Source organism: Sphingomonas glaciei (genome assembly GCF_023380025.1).
In the GTDB taxonomy this organism is placed as follows: domain Bacteria; phylum Pseudomonadota; class Alphaproteobacteria; order Sphingomonadales; family Sphingomonadaceae; genus Sphingomicrobium; species Sphingomicrobium glaciei.
Window position 1 is genome coordinate 694,279 of sequence record NZ_CP097253.1, and the last position, 17,488, is coordinate 711,766.

General features: G+C 66.0%; 21 protein-coding genes and 1 pseudogene. 11 read left to right on the forward strand and 11 right to left on the reverse strand.

Features of this window, described 5'->3' with window-relative positions; all coding sequences use genetic code 11:
- The first annotated feature begins 3 nt into the window (after positions 1 to 3).
- The 4 genes from M1K48_RS03260 to M1K48_RS03275 all read left to right on the forward strand — a co-directional run bounded on the left by M1K48_RS03260 (position 4) and on the right by M1K48_RS03275 (position 2,549).
- A complete protein-coding gene (locus M1K48_RS03260) occupies positions 4 to 594 on the forward strand; it encodes a retropepsin-like aspartic protease family protein (protein ID WP_249504444.1) in 591 nt (196 codons plus the stop codon).
- Positions 594 to 1,187 (forward strand): retropepsin-like aspartic protease family protein, encoded by a 594-nt coding sequence (locus M1K48_RS03265; RefSeq protein ID WP_249504445.1) that lies wholly within the window; start codon positions 594 to 596, stop codon positions 1,185 to 1,187. Before M1K48_RS03260 ends, M1K48_RS03265 begins: the two co-directional genes overlap by 1 nt.
- A 185-nt stretch (positions 1,188 to 1,372) precedes the next feature.
- Positions 1,373 to 2,092: a nucleoside triphosphate pyrophosphohydrolase gene (mazG, locus tag M1K48_RS03270; protein WP_249504446.1), complete on the forward strand. Its 720-nt coding sequence runs from the start codon at positions 1,373 to 1,375 to the stop codon at positions 2,090 to 2,092.
- Between the two features lies 1 nt (position 2,093).
- Positions 2,094 to 2,549 (forward strand): tRNA (cytidine(34)-2'-O)-methyltransferase, encoded by a 456-nt coding sequence (locus M1K48_RS03275; protein ID WP_249504447.1) that lies wholly within the window; start codon positions 2,094 to 2,096, stop codon positions 2,547 to 2,549.
- 13 nt (positions 2,550 to 2,562) lie between these two features.
- Here the strand turns inward: M1K48_RS03275 and hflX are convergent, their stop codons facing one another.
- From hflX to dusB, 5 genes are all read right to left on the reverse strand, one after another.
- Positions 2,563 to 3,867 (reverse strand): GTPase HflX, encoded by a 1,305-nt coding sequence (gene hflX / locus M1K48_RS03280; RefSeq protein ID WP_249504448.1) that lies wholly within the window; start codon positions 3,865 to 3,867, stop codon positions 2,563 to 2,565.
- Positions 3,864 to 4,370, reverse strand: a complete 507-nt coding sequence (hfq, locus tag M1K48_RS03285; protein ID WP_249504449.1) for an RNA chaperone Hfq — start codon at positions 4,368 to 4,370, stop codon at positions 3,864 to 3,866. Before hfq ends, hflX begins: the two co-directional genes overlap by 4 nt.
- Before the next feature lie 40 nt (positions 4,371 to 4,410).
- On the reverse strand, positions 4,411 to 5,802 hold the full coding sequence (gene ntrX / locus M1K48_RS03290) for a nitrogen assimilation response regulator NtrX (RefSeq protein WP_249504450.1): 1,392 nt from the start codon (positions 5,800 to 5,802) through the stop codon (positions 4,411 to 4,413).
- Position 5,803: 1 nt separating this feature from the next.
- Positions 5,804 to 8,050 carry a sensor histidine kinase gene (locus M1K48_RS03295; protein ID WP_249504451.1) on the reverse strand — a complete coding sequence of 749 codons (2,247 nt, stop codon included), beginning with the start codon at positions 8,048 to 8,050 and terminating at the stop codon, positions 5,804 to 5,806.
- Positions 8,051 to 8,142: 92 nt separating this feature from the next.
- Entirely contained in the window at positions 8,143 to 9,138 is a 996-nt protein-coding gene (dusB, locus tag M1K48_RS03300) for a tRNA dihydrouridine synthase DusB (protein WP_249504452.1), read from the reverse strand.
- A gap of 50 nt (positions 9,139 to 9,188) precedes the next feature.
- Here dusB and M1K48_RS03305 point away from each other — a divergent pair, with 50 nt between their 5' ends.
- The gene (locus tag M1K48_RS03305; RefSeq protein WP_257794164.1) at positions 9,189 to 10,328 is read left to right on the forward strand and encodes a bifunctional 2-C-methyl-D-erythritol 4-phosphate cytidylyltransferase/2-C-methyl-D-erythritol 2,4-cyclodiphosphate synthase; all 1,140 of its coding nucleotides are present in this window, start codon (positions 9,189 to 9,191) and stop codon (positions 10,326 to 10,328) included.
- A 10-nt stretch (positions 10,329 to 10,338) separates the two neighbouring features.
- Positions 10,339 to 10,842 carry a CinA family protein gene (locus tag M1K48_RS03310; RefSeq protein WP_249504453.1) on the forward strand — a complete coding sequence of 168 codons (504 nt, stop codon included), beginning with the start codon at positions 10,339 to 10,341 and terminating at the stop codon, positions 10,840 to 10,842.
- Here M1K48_RS03310 and M1K48_RS03315 read toward each other — a convergent pair.
- From M1K48_RS03315 to M1K48_RS03325, 3 genes are read right to left on the reverse strand one after another with little or no spacing between them, the layout of a single operon-like run.
- Positions 10,803 to 11,261 (reverse strand): type II toxin-antitoxin system RatA family toxin, encoded by a 459-nt coding sequence (locus tag M1K48_RS03315; RefSeq protein ID WP_249504454.1) that lies wholly within the window; start codon positions 11,259 to 11,261, stop codon positions 10,803 to 10,805. The two genes, M1K48_RS03310 and M1K48_RS03315, sit on opposite strands and share 40 nt — an antisense overlap.
- Positions 11,262 to 11,266: 5 nt before the next feature.
- Positions 11,267 to 12,190 carry a lipoyl synthase gene (gene lipA, locus M1K48_RS03320; RefSeq protein ID WP_406697075.1) on the reverse strand — a complete coding sequence of 308 codons (924 nt, stop codon included), beginning with the start codon at positions 12,188 to 12,190 and terminating at the stop codon, positions 11,267 to 11,269.
- Between the two features lie 52 nt (positions 12,191 to 12,242).
- Complete coding sequence (locus M1K48_RS03325) at positions 12,243 to 12,572, reverse strand: hypothetical protein (protein ID WP_249504455.1); 330 nt, start codon at positions 12,570 to 12,572, stop codon at positions 12,243 to 12,245.
- A gap of 151 nt (positions 12,573 to 12,723) precedes the next feature.
- Between M1K48_RS03325 and M1K48_RS03330 the strand changes: the two genes are divergently transcribed.
- The 5 genes and pseudogenes from M1K48_RS03330 to mtgA all read left to right on the forward strand — a co-directional run.
- Complete coding sequence (locus M1K48_RS03330) at positions 12,724 to 13,350, forward strand: carbonic anhydrase (RefSeq protein WP_249504456.1); 627 nt, start codon at positions 12,724 to 12,726, stop codon at positions 13,348 to 13,350.
- Between the two features lie 4 nt (positions 13,351 to 13,354).
- A complete protein-coding gene (locus tag M1K48_RS03335; RefSeq protein WP_249504457.1) occupies positions 13,355 to 14,059 on the forward strand; it encodes an NYN domain-containing protein in 705 nt (234 codons plus the stop codon).
- 68 nt (positions 14,060 to 14,127) lie between these two features.
- Positions 14,128 to 14,649 carry a pyridoxamine 5'-phosphate oxidase family protein gene (locus M1K48_RS03340; RefSeq protein ID WP_249504458.1) on the forward strand — a complete coding sequence of 174 codons (522 nt, stop codon included), beginning with the start codon at positions 14,128 to 14,130 and terminating at the stop codon, positions 14,647 to 14,649.
- 143 nt (positions 14,650 to 14,792) lie between these two features.
- Complete coding sequence (locus M1K48_RS03345) at positions 14,793 to 15,005, forward strand: hypothetical protein (protein WP_249504459.1); 213 nt, start codon at positions 14,793 to 14,795, stop codon at positions 15,003 to 15,005.
- Positions 15,006 to 15,051: 46 nt separating this feature from the next.
- A pseudogene (gene mtgA / locus M1K48_RS03350) lies at positions 15,052 to 15,771 on the forward strand (monofunctional biosynthetic peptidoglycan transglycosylase); the annotation flags it as partial.
- 251 nt (positions 15,772 to 16,022) lie between these two features.
- Here the strand turns inward: mtgA and M1K48_RS03355 are convergent.
- From M1K48_RS03355 to recO, 3 genes are read right to left on the reverse strand one after another with little or no spacing between them, the layout of a single operon-like run.
- On the reverse strand, positions 16,023 to 16,463 hold the full coding sequence (locus M1K48_RS03355; protein WP_249505161.1) for a DUF488 domain-containing protein: 441 nt from the start codon (positions 16,461 to 16,463) through the stop codon (positions 16,023 to 16,025).
- Entirely contained in the window at positions 16,460 to 16,849 is a 390-nt protein-coding gene (gene apaG / locus M1K48_RS03360; protein ID WP_406697326.1) for a Co2+/Mg2+ efflux protein ApaG, read from the reverse strand. Before apaG ends, M1K48_RS03355 begins: the two co-directional genes overlap by 4 nt.
- Before the next feature lie 19 nt (positions 16,850 to 16,868).
- Complete coding sequence (recO, locus tag M1K48_RS03365; protein ID WP_249504461.1) at positions 16,869 to 17,480, reverse strand: DNA repair protein RecO; 612 nt, start codon at positions 17,478 to 17,480, stop codon at positions 16,869 to 16,871.
- Positions 17,481 to 17,488: the final 8 nt, after the last annotated feature.

A 17,488-nucleotide genomic window follows, 5' to 3' on the forward strand; every position in this document is an offset into this window, starting at 1 on the left:
GCGATGGACGACGGCCAGCTTCCCAACGCCCTGATCTTGCTGGTCATGCTGGTATTCATCGCCACCAGCCTGGTCGGACGCGGCCTCAGCGCCGGCAAGGCGGCCAGGATGGGCTTCGCGTGGATCGGCATCTTTGCGGTCGTCTTTGCCCTGTTCGCCTTTCGCGTCGAGTTCGGAGCGATCGGTGCGCGGCTGGAAAGCGAGGCGCTGGGCGATGCTCCGGCGGAGGTCAGCGGCGGCGCGGTGCGTATTGCCAAGCGCGACGATGGCCACTTCTGGGTCGACGGCAAGGTCAACGACCGTGAAGCCCGCTTCCTGGTCGACAGCGGCGCCACAACCACGACTATCTCGGCTGATCTCGCGACCGCCGCCGGTCTCGAGCCCGGGATGCGCGGCAATGTCGTCAGCACCGCCAACGGCTCCGTGTTCATGCCGCGCGTGACCGCCGGACTGGTCGAGATCGGCCCGATCCGTCGCGTCGACAAGTCGGTCAACATCAACCCCAATGACGGCGTCAACGTGCTCGGAATGGACTTTCTGTCCAGCCTCAGCAGCTGGGGCGTGCAGGGCAACACCCTGGTCCTGCAGCCTTGATGGTGACCAACGATCTCCAGCTTGGCGGGCTTTACCTGCTGATGGCCGTCATGCTGGTCGCGGGTGCGCTGATCGGCCGGCGCGCTCCGCTCGCCAAGGGCATTACGTCGGTGCTGGCGTTCCTGGTCATCTTCGGCGCAGGCTTCATTGTCTTCAGCTTCCGTGACGATCTCAATTATGTCGCGCAGCGGCTGGAGGCCGAGGCGACCGGCAAGCCGGTCCAGCTCGCCGGCGACGTCATTCGCGTGCCACTGGCGGTCGATGGCCATTTCTGGATCCAGGCCGAAGTGAACGGCGTGCCGGTGGACTTCCTGATCGACAGCGGCGCGACCATGACCACCGTCGGGCGCAAGACCGCGGCGCTGGCCGGACTGCCGATCAGCGACCAGCGCAATCAATTGGTCCGAACCGGCAACGGCCTGATCCGCGTCGCCAGCGGCCGCGCAGACACCGTCAGCGTGGGCGATATCGAACGCCGCAACGTCCGCATGTTCATTGCCGACGGAGACGAGCTCAATGTGTTGGGCATGAATTATCTCACCAGTCTGACCCGCTGGAGCGTGGAAGGGCGCTGGCTGGTGTTGGAAGGCTGACCCCTAGTTTCCAACCAGCGCTTTACATAATATATATTATCAGACTGACGGAGTGTTCTGATTGGTTTGTCCTCGGCCCTTGGCGACGAGTGCCGATTGCTTCCGCGGCGTGTTCCCCGCAAGAACTGCCCATGACGCACTCCACCGCGATCCAGCCCGATGCTTTAGATGCCCTAGCACGGCTTATGGCCGTCATGGTCCGGCTGCGTGATCCCGAGCACGGCTGCGAGTGGGACAGGGTCCAGACCTTCGCGACCATCGCGCCCTATACGATCGAGGAAGCTTACGAGGTCGCCGATGCGATCGCGCGCGACGATCTCCACGACCTCAAGGACGAACTCGGTGATCTCGCGCTGCAGATCGTCTTCCACGCCCAGATGGCTGCCGAGGACGGGCAGTTCACCTTGTCCGAAGTTCTCGACGGCATCAGCGACAAGATGGAGCGTCGCCATCCGCATATCTTCGGTGACGATCCGACCGGCGGTCATCATCGCTGGGAAGAGATCAAGGCGGCCGAGCGCGCCGCCAAGGCGGACGATCCGAGCGTGCTTGCCGGCGTCGCACTTGCGCTTCCGGCGCTCGAACGCGCCGCCAAGCTGCAGAAACGTGCCGCTCGAACCGGTTTCGATTGGCCCGACGTTGAAGGTCCGCGGGCCAAGATACTGGAAGAACTCGAAGAAGTCGCCGGAGCGACGAACGACGAGGAGCGCGAGGAGGAAATCGGCGACCTTCTGTTTGCCGTGGTCAACCTCGCTCGCTTCCACGGGATCAATCCCGAGGAAGCCCTACGCAAGGGCAATGCCAAATTCGAGCGCCGCTTTCGCGCAATCGAAGCCGCTCCCGGCTTCACCGGCATGACCCTCGACGAGCAGGAGCAACTCTGGATCGCGCAGAAGGCGCGCTGAGATGCGGGTCGCGCTGTTCGAGCCCGAGATCGCGGGCAATGTCGGTGCGGTGCTTCGGCTAGGCGCTTGCCTGGGCGTGCCGGTCGACCTGATCGAGCCGATGGGCTTCGCCTGGGACGATCGCCGGGTGCGGCGGACGGCGATGGACTATATCGACCAAGTCGAGATCACTCGACACCGCGACTTCGCCGCTTTCCGGGAGGCCAACCCCGCCGGGCGCCTCGTCCTCTTTTCGAGCAAGGCCACGCTGTCGCCCTATCACCAAGCCTTCAAAGCCGACGATATCCTGCTGTTCGGTAAGGAAAGTGCAGGCGTTCCGGCGAATATCGCCGAGCAGTGCGAGGTCCACCTCCGAATTCCGATGCGCCCGCAGGTTCGTTCGCTCAACCTCGCCACATCGGCTGCGCTGGCGGTAGGAGAAGCACTCCGCCAGACGGGAGGATTCCCTCCGTCCTGACGGACTTGGCACGCTACAGGCCCTGCCAGCGTTGCCAATTCTCGGGACTGAGCCGCACCACGACGAACATTTCGTCGCCCTCGTTGCGGCTGTCGAGCACCTCGCCGCGGCTGTGCAGCCAGGCGAGCTTGCCGCCCTCTCCCGCCGACAGCCGGAGGTGATGAACCGTGGCGCCTTCGCGCAGCAGATCGGCGACGCGTCCCGCCAGCCGGTCCTCCCCCTCACCGGTTAGTGCCGACAGGGTGATGACGTCATCGCGCCGGTCGGCCTCATTCTCGACCGCGGCGCGCTCGTCGCCCGTGATCAGGTCGACCTTGTTCCACACCTCCAGCCGCGGCGGGCTGTCCTCCCCTTCCCCCAGTCCGAGGTCGGCGAGCACCTGCTCGACGTCCGCCTTTTGCGCATCGCTGTCGGGATGGTGGATGTCGCGCACATGGAGGATGAGGTCGGCCGAGGCCACCTCTTCCAGCGTCGCTCGGAAAGCCGCGACCAGCTCGGTCGGCAGGTTAGACACGAAGCCCACCGTGTCCGACAGGATCGCCTTGTCGAACCCGGGCAGCTGGATCTCGCGCATGGTCGGATCGAGCGTCGCGAACAGCAGATCCTCGGCCAGCACGGTGGCGCGGGTCAGGCGATTGAACAGGGTCGACTTGCCGGCATTGGTGTAACCGACCAGCGCGATCACCGGCCACGGCGCCCTCTTGCGGCGATCGCGGTGCAGCGCGCGGGTACGCTTGACCTGTTCGAGCTCCTTGCGGATCCGGGCCATGCGGTCGCGGATCAGGCGGCGATCGGCCTCGATCTGGGTTTCGCCCGGTCCGCCGAGAAAGCCGAAGCCGCCGCGCTGGCGCTCGAGGTGGGTCCAGCTGCGCACCAGCCGCCCGGCCTGATAGTCGAGATGGGCAAGTTCGACCTGCAGCCGCCCTTCCGCCGTGGCGGCACGCTCGCCGAAGATCTCGAGGATCAGGCCGGTCCGGTCGATCACCTTCGCCTTGGTGCCGTCCTCGAGATTTTTCTGCTGCACCGGTGTCAGCGCCGCATCGACCACCAGCACCTTGGCCTCGGCCGCTTCGGCGAGCGACGCGATCTCCTCGACCTGGCCCTTGCCGAATAAGGTAGCGGGTCTCGGCTGGCGAATACGGAAGGACACGCGGTCGACGACGTCGAGGCTGATCGCCTCCGCCAATCCTGCTGCCTCGTCCAGACGTGCATCGGTGGTCCGGGCGTTGGTTTCACCCGAGCGATCGGGAAGCACCACCAGCGCCCGCTCGCCGCGGCGCAGGCCGTCCCCGCCGGCACGATCGAAGCCAGTGCTCATCGCCTCGGCTCCTCACCGTCGCCATCGGGATCGGCCGCGCCGAGCTGGAGCGAGGTCGCCGGCTGCATGGTCGACACCGCATGCTTGTACACCAGTTGCACCTGCTGGCCGCGCCCGAGCAGCATCGAGAAGCGATTGAACGCCACCACTTCGCCCTGCAGCATGACACCATTGACCAGGAACACCGTCATCGCCGATCGCTCACGGATGGCGGCGGCGAGGAACAGATCCTGCAAGGTCGCCCTCCCCTCCTCCAGCCCGTCGCCGCGGAAGCTGGCGAGGTCGATGTCGTCGGGCATTTCGGCCGGGAGAATGGTCGACATGGCATGCTTGTAGATGAGCTGCGCCACGCCTTCGCGACGGAGCAGCAGCGAGAAGGCGTCGAACCAGGTGATCACGCCACTAAGCTTGACGCCCTTGACCAGGAAGATGGTCACCGGGGTCTTGGAGCGGCGCAGACTGTTGAGAAAATGATCCTGCAGGCTGAGGGACTTGGACGGCATTGTTTGCTGTTCTTTTGATTATCGTTGCGAGTCTGAAGGTCTAACGCTCCTCCTCGCCATTCTGTCCCTTGTCACCGAGACCCAGCGCCTTAAGCTTCCGGTGCAGCGCCGAGCGCTCCATTCCGATGAAGCTCGCGGTGCGGCTGATGTTGCCCGAGAAGCGCCGGATCTGGACCCGCAGATATTCACGCTCGAAGCTCTCCCGAGCTTCGCGCAGCGGCGAACCCATGATCGACAGCGTGGCCGAGGACAGACCGCCCGACCCGCCACTGTCGAGCACCTCGGTCGGAAGCATGTCGACGTCGATCCGCGCCAGCCGGTCGGTCGGCGCCATGATCACGGTCCGCTCGATAATGTTCCGCAACTGGCGGACGTTGCCGGGCCAGTCATGCGCCTGGAGCGCCGCCAGCGCCTCGTCGGACAGGTTGGGCGGGGGCATCCGCCGTTCGGCCGCGAACCGAGCAAGATAATGGGCGCTCAGCTCCGGAATGTCCTCGCGCCGTTCGCGCAGCGGCGGGATGCGTACCGGTACGACGTTGAGGCGGTAATAGAGGTCTTCGCGGAAGCGTCCGGCGGCAATCTCTTCCGACAGGTTGCGCGAGGTGGCCGACAGCACCCGCACATCGACCTTGACCGGACGCTGCCCGCCGACCCGGGTGAAGCTCTGGTCGGTGAGCACCCGCAGAATCTTGCCCTGCGTGGTCGGCGGCATGTCGGCAATCTCGTCAAGGAACAGCGTCCCGCCGTGCGCCTGCTCGAGGAAGCCGGGCCGTGCGACACCGTCACTGTCGGAGCCGAACAGCTCCTCCTCGACCCGGTCCGGGTCCATTCGCGCCGCCGCCACCGTGACGAACGGGCCACCCGCGCGGGTGCTCCAGTTATGGATGGTGCGCGCGGCAATCTCCTTGCCGACGCCCGCCGGCCCGGTGATCAGCACCCGGCTGCCGGTCGGCGCGACCCGCTTGAGGGTCGCGCGGACGGTGTTGATGGCTATGGAGGAGCCATTGAGTTGATCATCGGTCCCAACCCGCAGCTTGAGGTCGGCGTTCTCGCGCCGCAGCCGGTCGGTCTCGGTCGCGCGCCCCACCAGGTGAAGCAGACGGCTGGCCTCGAACGGCTTTTCGATGAAGTCGATCGCGCCTTCGCGGATCGCGGCAACGGCGGTGTCGAGATTGCCGTGCCCGCTGATCATCAGCACCGGCAGCGAGGGATCGCGCCGCTTGACCTCTTCGAGCAACTGCAGCCCGTCCATCCGCGAGCCCTGAAGCCACACGTCGAGCAGGACCAGGCTCGGTCGGCGGCTCTCGATCGCGTCGAGCGCTTCGGTCGAATTGCCCGCCGAGCGGACAGCATAGCCCTCGTCCTCCAGAACTCCTGCTACCAGGTCACGGATGTCGGCCTCGTCGTCGACCACCAGCACTTCAAGTGCCATATCAGGCTGACTCCTCGTCTTGGGGTTGTTCGGCCGCCTCGGCGAGCAGCGCCAGGCGGGCTAGGTCGAAGGCGATGCGAACGTGCGTCCCGCCTCCGGCGCGATCGAGGAAGGCGATTTCACCGCCATGTTCCTCGACGATCTTCTTGACGATGGCGAGGCCGAGGCCAGTGCCCCGCACCCGCGTCGTCATATAGGGTTCGGTCAGCCGTTCACGATCCTGCGGCAGCCCGATGCCCGTATCATTCAGGTCCATGACAAGCTGCCGGCTGTCCTTGCTGAGACGCAAGGTCACACGGTCGCCTTCCAGGCTTTGCTCACCGCGATTCCGCCTGCTTTCAATGGCTTCCACGGCGTTCTTTACCACGTTCGTCAAGGCCTGGCCAAGCTGGCCGCGGTCGCAGATCATCCGGATGTCGCCCTGCGGAGGGACCAGGGCAAAGGTGATACCCGGGTGCGCCACCTCATGCAGGAACAGGCTGGTGCGGGCGATGTCGTGGACATTCTCCTCGCGGAACTTGGGCTTGGGCATCCGCGCGAAGTTGCTGAACTCGTCGACCATCCGGCGCAGGTTGTCGACCTGACGGACGATGGTCTCGGTCAGACGGCCGAAGGTCTCGGGGTCGCTCTGCACTTCCTTTCCAAAGCGCCGCTGGATGCGTTCGGCGGCAAGCTGGATCGGGGTCAGCGGGTTCTTGATCTCATGCGCAATGCGCCGCGCGATGTCGGACCAGGCGGCGCGGCGCTGGTCTGCCAATTGCTCGGTGATATCGTCGAAGGTCAGCACCCAGCCATCGGCATAGCGCACCCGCTTCACTGCCAGCGTCCGCTGCCCACCCTCGGCCCGCACCAGCACGTCTGCTTCACGCTGGTCGCCGCAGAGGAATTCTTCCAGTTCGTGGCTGACCTCGTGGAGCGTTCGCTGCTCGATCCCCTCCGCTCCATGCTGGAGTAATGCCTCGGCCGAGCGATTGGTGAGCAGGATGCGGCGATCGTCGTCGAGCGCGATGACGCCAGCGGTTACCGACCCCAGCACCGCCTCGATGAAGGCACGGCGGGTTTCGAGCTGGGTGTTCACCGCCTTCAGCGCCCCGGTCTGCTCCTCGAGCCGCCCGGTCATCCGATTAAAGGCCTCGGACAGGACGCCGATCTCGTCATCCTTGCGATTGACGGCGACGCGCGTCGAAAAGTCGCCCTCCTCGACCCGTCCAGCGGCGGTGACCAATCCGCCAAGCGGCCGCACCAATCGATCTGCAAGCCTGAGGGCAACAACGATCGCAAGCCCGACGATGATCAGCGAGCCGAGCAGCAGCGCCGCATTGAAGCGCAATTGATAAAGGCGAGCCCGTTCCTGTAGCGTGCGATAATCGATCAGGACGCTGTCGGCTCGGTCCAGTTGTTGCTTGAGGGCAGGCTCGAACACGCGCGCCGAATATAGGAAAAGTCCGCTCTCCTCTGGGATCCGGGTCAGGGTACCGACCCGATCCGATGAGTTGACCTCGACCCAATCGCGCCCCTCAAGCTCCTTTAGCTTTGCCGGAGTGATGAGGCTTTCGAGCGGACGGTCATACGGATTTACCAGCACCTGCGTACGGATCACCGCATCATCACCGGCAGTGAAGATGATCGCTTCGCTCAAGTTCCGCGGCAGCACCTGCGACCGCGCGAAAGCGTCAGCAAACCGGATATCGTCAAGCGAATAGCGCGGCAGGAGAATGCGAACGACGTCCGTCGCCATGGTGGTCGTCTCGGCCGCGACGCGATCAACCTCCTGCTGGTAGGCGCCTCGGGCAATCTGCACGCTGTTCTCCAGCATGCCGCGAGCCTTGTTCGAGAACCAGAATTCGAGCCCCGATTGCAGCAGGAACGAAGCGAAGATGGCGACCAGGACCGTCGGCACCGCCGCAATGATCGAGAACAGCGCGACCAGTCTGGTGTGAAGTAATCCCGTACCAAGTTCGCCTTGTGCCGCCCGCCTGACCGCCAGGCGCCGGGTCAACAGGACCATCAGCAAGATCGCCGGAACAAGATTGCCGACGAGGAGCAAGGCGATCAGCGGCGGAGACGCCATCTCGGTGGGATCGCCTCGGGCGAGCGTGGCGTAACTGGTGGCCAGCATCGCAAGCAAAACGCCCGCGGCGATCAATTCGAGAACCCGGTAGAAGCGACCGTTCGCGCGTTCCGACGCCAGCCAGCGCTTCAGGCTGGGTGGCTGATCAAGCGTGGAAGCGGCCGAGCGGGCATCCATGCGCGAGCCCTAGCATGGACTTGTGGCGCAAAGAACACACTTTGTGGCGATGGCCGTTAACTTATTTTCTCGTTCCCCTGCGCGGGGATAGCTCAGGCTGCCGCGCGGCTGAGCCAGGGCGCATAGAATTCCCGCAGCATCTGCACCACCTGCCGGGGATCGTCCTGCGTGTTGACCTTCTGACGGAATTCCGCCGATCCATGCAGTCCCTTGGTGTACCAGCCGATATGCTTGCGGGCGAGGTTGACCCCGGTCACCGTGCCATAGAGTGACTGCATGGCGTCATATTGCTCGAGAATGATCGCCAGTTGCTCGTCTAGGCTGGGATCGGGCCGCTCTCCGCCGGCGAGGTCCGCCAGCACCTGGCCGAGCAGCCACGGGCGGCCATAGGCGCCGCGGCCGATCATCACCCCGTCGGCGCCCGACTGGGCGAGCGCCTCGCGCGCATCGGCGCGGCTGTTGATGTCGCCGTTGACGATTACCGGCAGGGTCACCGCGTCCTTGACCTTGCGGACGAACGACCAGTCGGCCGACCCCTTGTACATCTGGTTGCGGGTGCGGCCGTGGACGGTAATCATCTGCGCGCCGAGGTCCTGCGCAATGCGAGCCAGTTCGGGGGCGTTGAGGCTTTCGTGACACCAGCCCATCCGCATCTTCACGGTCACCGGCACCGACACCGCCTTGACGGTGGCTTCGATGATCGCGGCGGCCAGCGGCAGGTCGCGCATCAGGGCGCTTCCGGCGTCCCCGTTCACCACCTTCTTGACCGGGCAGCCCATGTTGATGTCGATGATCGCCGCGCCGCGCTGCTCGTTCAGCCGCGCTGCGTCGGCCATTTCCTTTGGGCTGCAGCCGGCGAGCTGAAGGCTGACCGGCTCCTCGCTCGGGTCCCACAACGCCTTCTGCAGGCTCTGCCGGGTTTCGCGGATCGCGGCCTGGCTGGCGATCATCTCGCTGACCGTCAGCCCGGCGCCGAAGCGCTTCACGATCTTGCGGAACGGCAGGTCGCTGACGCCGGTCATCGGCGCCAGGATGACCGGCGCGTCGATGCGGACCGGACCGATCGAGATGGGCTTGAAACTGTCCATGGGAGCGGGCGCCTTTACAGGAGCGGCCACAAACGGGCAAGGCGCCGCTCGTGGACCAGGTCACCGCCCTCATCGTCGCCGCCGGCTTCGGCACCCGCATGGGCGGCGAACTTCCCAAGCAATATCGCCCCCTCGCCGGCAAGCCGCTGCTGCGGCATGCAGTGGAGGCGCTGATCGGCCACCCGCGGATCAGCGCGGTCCGCGTCGTCATCGGCAACGGTCAGGAGGATCAGGCACGCGCAGCTCTCGCTGGCCTCGATGTTGGCACACCGATCATCGGAGGCGCCGAACGCGCCGACAGCGTCCGCGCCGGGCTTGAGGCGATCGGCGACGGCATTGTCCTGGTCCACGACGCCGCCCGCCCCTTCTGCCCGCCCGTGGTGATCGATCGCCTGCTCGATGCGCTCGGCAAGGCTGACGGCGCGGTCCCGGTGCTGCCCGTCGCCGACACCCTCGCCAAGGGCGACAGCGAGCTGCGCGGAACCGTCAACCGCATCCAGTTGCTCCGCGTCCAGACTCCGCAGGCCTTCCACCTCGAGGACCTGCGCTACGCCTATGACGAAGCCGCCAGCAGCGCGCCGACCGACGAGTCCACCGTCATGCAGCATGCCGGGCTCAAGGTTGCGACCGTCGCCGGCGATGAAAGCCTTCATAAACTTACCTCGCCAAGAGATTGGGAACGCGCCGAAATGATGCTCGCCGCTCGCATGATCAGCCGTTCCGGCACCGGCTTCGACGTTCACGCCTTCGAGGGCCCCGGCCCGCTGATCATGGGGGGGATCACGATCGATCATCCGCAGGGACTGGCAGGACACAGCGATGCTGACGTCGTGCTCCACGCCATCACCGACGCCCTGCTCGGCGCCGCGGCGCTGGGGGACATCGGGCAGCATTTCCCGCCCTCCGACCCGCAGTGGAAAGGCGCGGCGAGCGACCGTTTCCTGCGCCACGCCGCCGACCTGATCGGCGCGAAAGGTGGGATCATCGATCATGTCGACTGCACGGTAATCTGCGAGGCGCCCAAGGTCGGGCCGCACCGCGCCGCCATCCAGGCCCGCGTCGCCGAGATCCTCGATCTCCAGTCCGAGGCAGTCAGCATCAAAGCAACTACCACCGAACAGCTCGGTTTCATTGGCAGGCGCGAAGGCATAGCTGCATCGGCGATCGCCACCGTCCGCCTGCCCGCCTGAGGTTCGTGCCATGGACTCGCTGCTGCCGCCAGAACTCGTCGCCCTCGCCGCCGCAGTGATCGAGAAGAACAAGGCGATCGGCCGGCGGATCGCGGTGGCCGAAAGCTGCACTGGCGGCCTGGTCAGCGCCGCCCTGACCGAGGTCCCTGGCAGCAGTGCCGTGTTCGAGGCCGGCTACGTTACTTACGCCAACGAGGCCAAGATCAAGGCGCTCGGCGTGTCCGAGGACGTGCTCGACACATTTGGCGCGGTCAGCATCGCTACCGCCTGGGCGATGGCGAGAGGCGCCCTGCTCCGCTCGGGCGCCGACGTCGCGGTGGCGATCACCGGTATCGCCGGCCCCGACGGAGGAACCGCCGCCAAGCCGGTCGGCACCGTGGTTTTCGCGAGAGCCGAACGCGGTCAGGAGGATGAGGCGATCATCGCCGACACCAAATGCTTCGACCCTGCTTCGGGCCGCAGCAATATCCGCCTTCAGGCGGCGCTATGTGCGTTGGAGTTGCTCGAGCCGTAAAGCGCGTTGGCCCGCTCCTCGAAGGCGTTGGTCATCTTGCGCAGCGCGCGGTCGAACACTTGGCCCGCCACCGCTTCGAAGATCCGATTGCGGAACGCGAAATCGACGGTGAAGCCAAGATTGGTCCCACCCTCCGCCGGCTCGAACCGCCATTCGTTGTGGAGGAACTTGAGCGGCCCCTCGACATAATCGACCTCGATCCGGCTCGGCCGCTGCTTGGTGACGCGGCTGGTGAACCGCTCACGGAAGGCGCCGAAGCCGACGATGAGGTCGGCCACCAGCTCGGTCTCGCTCGACGAACGCACGCGGACCGCGGTTACCCACGGTAGGAATTCGTCATAGCGCTTCACGTCGGCGACCAAATCGAACAGCTGGTCGGGCGTATAGGGCAGGAACCGTTGCTCGCTGTGGCGGGGCATCGGGCCTAGCGGGCGAGCCGCTCCGCGCGGGCGGCCTGCATCGTCTTGAAGTCGTCGCCGGCGTGATAGCTCGAGCGGGTGAGCGGCGAGGCGGCGACCAGCAGGAAGCCCTTGGCGCGGGCGATTGCTGCGTAGGAATTGAATGCCTGGGGAGTGACGAACTCTTCCACTGTCGCGTGGCGCGGGGTCGGCTGGAGATACTGGCCCATGGTCAGGAAATCGATGTCGGCCGAACGCATGTCGTCCATCACCTGATGGACCTCGAGCCGCTGCTCTCCCAAGCCGACCATCACGCCGGACTTGGTGAACATCGCCGGATTGCGGCGCTTTACGCTCTCCAGCAACCGCAGCGAGGCGTAGTAACGCGCGCCCGGACGGATCGTCGGATACAGCCGCGGTACCGTCTCGAGGTTGTGGTTGTAAACGTCGGGCCCGGCATCGACGATCCGCGCTACCGCATCCTCGCTCTTGTTGCGGAAGTCGGGCGTCAGGATTTCGATAGTGGTCTTCGGCGTCTCGCGGCGAAGCGCCTCGATCACCTTGACGAACTGGCTGGCTCCGCCGTCGGGAAGGTCGTCGCGGTCCACGCTGGTGACCACGATATGCTCAAGCCCGAGTTGGGCGGCGGCGATCGCGGTGTTCTGCGGCTCGAACGGATCAACCGCGCGCGGCATGCCGGTCTTGACGTTGCAGAAGGCGCAGGCCCGGGTGCAGGTATCGCCCAGGATCATCACCGTGGCGTGCTTCTTGGTCCAGCACTCACCGATATTGGGGCAGGCCGCCTCTTCGCACACGGTGGCAAGCTTGAGGCTGCGCATCAGGCGCCGGGTTTCGGCATAGCCTTCGCTGGTCGGGGCCTTGACCCTGATCCAGTCCGGCTTGCGGACGCGCGGGGGGTTGGGAAGCGGCAGATCGGCGGGCGCGTTCATGGCCGCCATGTAGCGAGGAGGGGCGGCATCTGCCACCCCTCCCCTGCTCCGCTTAGCAGCGGGTCGTGTTGTCGTAGATCGGCTGGCCGTTGCGATCGACGTAATAGCAATAGCCGCGGGTATCGCGGTAATATTGGCGGCCGTTGACCACCGCGCCGATAACCGCGCCGGCAACGCCGCCGGCAACCGCGCCGCCGACCGTCGATACGCCCGGTACGACCGCACCGAGCACACCGCCGGCCACCGCGCCAACTGCTGCGCCCGTCGCGGCACGGCTAGCCGTGCTGCTGCGGCCGTCGTTGTAATATCCGTCGCCGGTCGTGGCGCAAGCGCCGAGCGAAAGGCTGCTGGCGAGAACCGCCGTCATCATTGCCTTGTTCATGGGTCCGTCTCCTGAGGTAACAGCGTAGATAGCGCCCTTGACCGCCTCGAAGTTCCATCGCCCCCCGATTGCCATCCCCCCGCGCCTGTTCTAGCCGCGGGAACGAACGTAGTTCAGTCGCTTTCTGCCGAGGTTTCTCGAACGAGCTTTCATGTCAGAATTCAAAGCCCTCCTTCGCGGTTATGGCCGCTTTCGCTCCTCCGGATATCGTGACCAGCATCGCCGCTGGGAAACCCTGGCGGAAGGCCAGGAGCCGCCGGTGATGATCATCGGCTGCTGCGACAGCCGGGTCGATCCGGCGACCATTTTCGACACCGTTCCGGGGCAGGCCTTCATCCTGCGCAACGTCGCCAATCTCGTCCCCCCGTTCGAACTGGGCGGCGGTCTCCACGGAGTGTCGGCAGCGCTTGAATTCGCGGTCACCAAGCTGGGGGTGAAGCATATCGTCATCATGGGTCACGGCGCCTGCGGCGGGATCAGCGCGGCGCTCGCCGGCCATGGCGAGCCCGACCGGATCTTCATCGACAAGTGGATTGGCCTGCTCGACGGTGCCCGCGACCGGGTGCTCGCCGCCGCGCCGCAGAATCCGCAGCACGCGCTCGAGCTCGAGGGGGTCAAGGTCAGCCTCGCGAATCTGCGAACCTTCCCCTTCGTTGCCGAGCGCGAAGCCACCGGGCAATTGCAGCTGCACGGCTGCTGGTTCGCCATCGCCGAGGGCACCCTGTACGAATTCGACGAGCAGGCCGGGCGGTTCGAACCCGTCCCCGAAGACGCCTGAGCGGATGGACCGCGACCGCAACATCGCCCTGCTCATCGATGCCGACAACGCGTCGCCCGATCACCTGGACGAAGTCCTGCTGGTTCTGGGCGAGCTCGGCGCGATCAACGTCCGCCGGGCCTACGGCAACTGGTCTAAGCCGGCGCTCAAGGGCTGGGGCCAGCTGACCACGCAGCATTCGATCCAGCCGATCCAGCAGTTCGACGTGGTCAAGGGCAAGTCCGCGACGGACATGCGGATGGTGATCGACGCGATGGACATGCTCTATCGCGGCGGGCTCGAGGGTCTCGGCATCATGTCGAGCGACAGCGACTTCCTCCCCCTCGCCCAGCGCATCCGCGAGGCCGGGATCCCGGTCTACGGCTTTGGAACTGCCAAAACCCCGATCAGCTTCCAGAACAGCTGCACCCGCTTCTTCGACGTCGCCGCACTCGCTCAGAACGGCGAGCAGACCGACGCCGCCGACAACAAGGCGCGGGCCGCCGATGATTCGCTGCTCGAGCTGCTCGGCGCCGCCTGGAAACAGAGCAAGCGCGACGGCGAGGGCTTCGCCTCCCTGTCCGAGGTTGGCCAGCGGGCCAAGGCAGTGCAGAGCTTCTCGGTCCGCAATTACGGTGCCCGCTCGCTCAAGGAGCTGGTTCGCGGCATGCCCGAGTTTCAGGTCAAGGAGACCGATGGCGGCGCGCTGCTCGTACGTCGGGTCCGCTAAGGCGCCCAAGGAACCCTCGCTCCGCTCCTCCGTTCCGCCAGTCGAACCATTATCTGGGAGACTGACACGTGGCCGATGCCGAGCGCGCCGAGGAGCTGAAGCAGCTGTTCTGGGAAGAGCTGAAAGACAGTCCGTTCGTGATGATCGGCCTGCAGGGGGTCGAGGACAGCCGCACCCGGCCGTGGACCGCGCAGGTCAACTGGCAGGACGACAAGGAACTCAATCAAGGCGGCGACATCTACTTCTTCGGCGCCAAGTCCGAAGCGATCGTCAAAGGCCTGAGCGAGAACAATCGGGTGGTCTGCACCTTCGTGTCGAAGGGGCATAAGGTCTTCGCGCACATCCACGGCACGCTGGAACTGGTCAACGACCGTGCGCTGGTCGACAAGTTCTGGAACCCGTTCATCGCCAGCTGGTACAAGGACGGCAAGGACGATCCCGAGCTGCAGCTGCTCCGCTTCGACACGTCGAAGGCCGAGATCTGGAAGGCCGAAGCCGGCGCCACATTGGTCGCGGCAGCGCTGAAGATGATAGGGCGCGATCCGGGCAAGGACCATCAGCAGGAAAATCAGGCGGAAGTGGCCCTGTAGATAGTTGCAAATCAGATACAGTTCTCCGCAGTTTCGCGCTGCGGAGAGCTTTTGTCTGGAACCGGACATACAACGCGCCGTTCATCCGCCACGCGCCGGGCAACCGGGCGTGCATCGTTCTGAATCGTCAACGGATCCTTGCCTTGGCTACCGACCCACATCGCGAAGCGAACCGCACCATCGGCGACTTTGAAGATCCCTGCCAAGATTCCGGCGTGCTGCAGGCGAAGGCTGCTCGCTGCCGCCGACTTGCTGCGGGGATCTCCGACCGGCAAGCGGCCGACGTCCTCAAAGGGATGGCGCAAAGCTACCAGGACGCGGCAGATCGCCTGACTTCCCTCGACCCGCGGGGCTGACCGGCAGGACTGGCGCCGGCACCTGTTCCTGGTCTAGCGCCGTTTCATGGCGCGTTCCTCCTCCCGCTCCCTTGGCAAGCGCAGGTCCCGGTCGTGGCCGGCGCGACTGGCGCTGGGCTTGCTCAAGCTGATCCTCGCCCTGCTGCTCCTGTCCGTCGGCTGGGTGCTGCTCTATCGCTTCGTCAATCCGCCGATCACCGCGACCATGATCGGTGACGTCGTCGCCGGACGCGGGGCCGAGCGCGAGTGGATGAGCCTCGACGAGATCGATCGCGACATGGTCCGTGCGGTGGTGGGCGGCGAGGACAGCAAGTTCTGCGCCCATTCGGGGTTCGATTGGGATGCGATCACCGACGCGGCCCGGCGTAATGCCAGCGGCGGCCGGATCCGCGGCGGTTCCACCATCAGCCAGCAGACCGCCAAGAACGCCTTCCTGTGGCAGGGTGGCGGCTACGTCCGCAAGGGGATGGAGGCCTGGTTCACTTTCCTGATCGAGCAGCTGTGGGGCAAGCGTCGGATCATGGAAGTCTATCTTAACGTCGCCGAGACCGGCATCGGCACCTACGGCGTCAACGCCGGCGCGCGGCGCTATTTCGGCCATGACGCCAGCGCGATGACCCGCACCGAGGCGGCACGGATGGCCGCCGTCCTGCCCTTGCCCAAGGGCCGCGACGCGATCGCGCCGCGCGGCTTCACCCGGCGCTACGGCAACAGCATCGCCGGACGGATCGGCACGGTCGCCCGAGATGGTCTCGACAATTGCGTCTACGCCGGCACCACCGCCCCGCGCGACCGCACGCCGCCGCCGAGCCGCGGCCCGGTCACCCTGCCGGGCTCGGACGTCGAGACGTCGACCCCGCCCCCTCCCCCGCCGCGCGAGGTCCTCGACCAATTGCCGCCGGCCGTCGAGCAGCCCGAAGCTGCGCCCGAGCCGCCTGTAAGCGACGAGCTTGCGCCGGTTGAACCTCCTACGGAACCAGAGCCCGAACCGGCGCCCGCGGGGACCGACAACGGTCTTTAGGGGAACAGGTGCTCGACCGTGACGTCGGGCAAGGTCTCGCGGATCAGCATGCTTCGGTGGCAGCCCTCGGGGTGCCGTTCAAAACACAGCAGTGCCGAGGGCTTTTCGCGCACCAATTCGCCAAGCTGCGCGGCGGCGGCCATCGCCTCGGGCAGTTCGAGCTGCCCGGCGTAGATGCGTTCCATCTCGGCGGTCCGGCCCTTGCGCGCGGCCTCGCGGCCGTCGGCCGGGGTGCCGAGCGCGCGCAGGTGGACATAGCCGATGCCCTCTTCCTCCAGCGCCAGCCGAAGCGGTGTCTTGGAGAAACCCGGACGCCGCGACAGCGGCAGTGCCCGGACGTCGATCACCTGGGCAACTCCGGCGGCCTTGAGCGCGGCGATGAATTCGCCCGTTGTGGTCGCCTCATAGCCGATGGTGAAGACCCGCGGGGTCGTCAGACCGGCCCCACCAGCGGAAAGCTCGGGATCGCCACGTCAAACCCGCGGCCGTCATCATCGACCATCGAGTAACTACCACTCATGCGCCCGGTCGGTGTCGGTAGCGGGCAGCCGGAAACATAGTCATACGATTGTCCCGCCGCGATCCGCGGCATTTCCCCGACGACGCCTTCGCCGCGCACTTCGTGAACCGCTCCGCGGCCGTCGGTAATGGTCCAGCTACGGGCGAGCAGCTGGACGCTCGCCTCGCCATGATTCTCGATGCGGATATGGTAGGACCAGAACCAGCGCCCGCTCGACGGGGCCGATTGCTCGGCCAGATAGCTCACCGCCACCCGCACCGTGACGTCACCGGTGACCGCTTGGTGCGGGAAGAGGATCGCCATTCCGAGTGACTTCATCGGGTCACGCTACCACCCCGGCAGCCCTGCGCAACCGAATGGTGAGGCGTTCACGCGCGTCCCACGTCCAATCGCCCGGCCGGTCCAGCAGATCGCGGCGGATCCGGCGGCCGGTCATCGCCAGCCCGGTCAGCCAGTCGGCCGTGGCACGGGTCACCACTTCCTGCTCCAACCCGAAGCCAAGCTCGGCCAGCAGCAGGATTTCATAGGACAACAACGCGGGCCCCCACCCGCTGGCCGAGGGTGCCGCCGCAATCGCCTCCAGCAGCCCGTCCAGCGCATCGTAGAGCGAAGGGTAGGATTGATGCTCGGGAAGCACCTGCGCTGTCAGTGCCGTCGCCCACAGGATGGCGGCGGCGGGAAGCGGCTCGGTCATCAGCGTCGCCCGGCTGCGGGTCAGCTCGACCTCTCCTTGCGGCAATTGCGCTTCGGTGCGGGCGGAGAGCCTCGCTTCCACCGCATTGCCGGCCAGCAGAACGGGCCGCATCCGCCGCCCGCGCGCGCCGCGAACATAGGTCGCGACCAGCCCCTGCCCCGGGGTCAACAGGCGAACCACCGCGCCCTGTTCGCCGTGGACCCGCAGCGACAGGATGATCGCCGGCGTGGTCAGGCGCACGGGGTGAC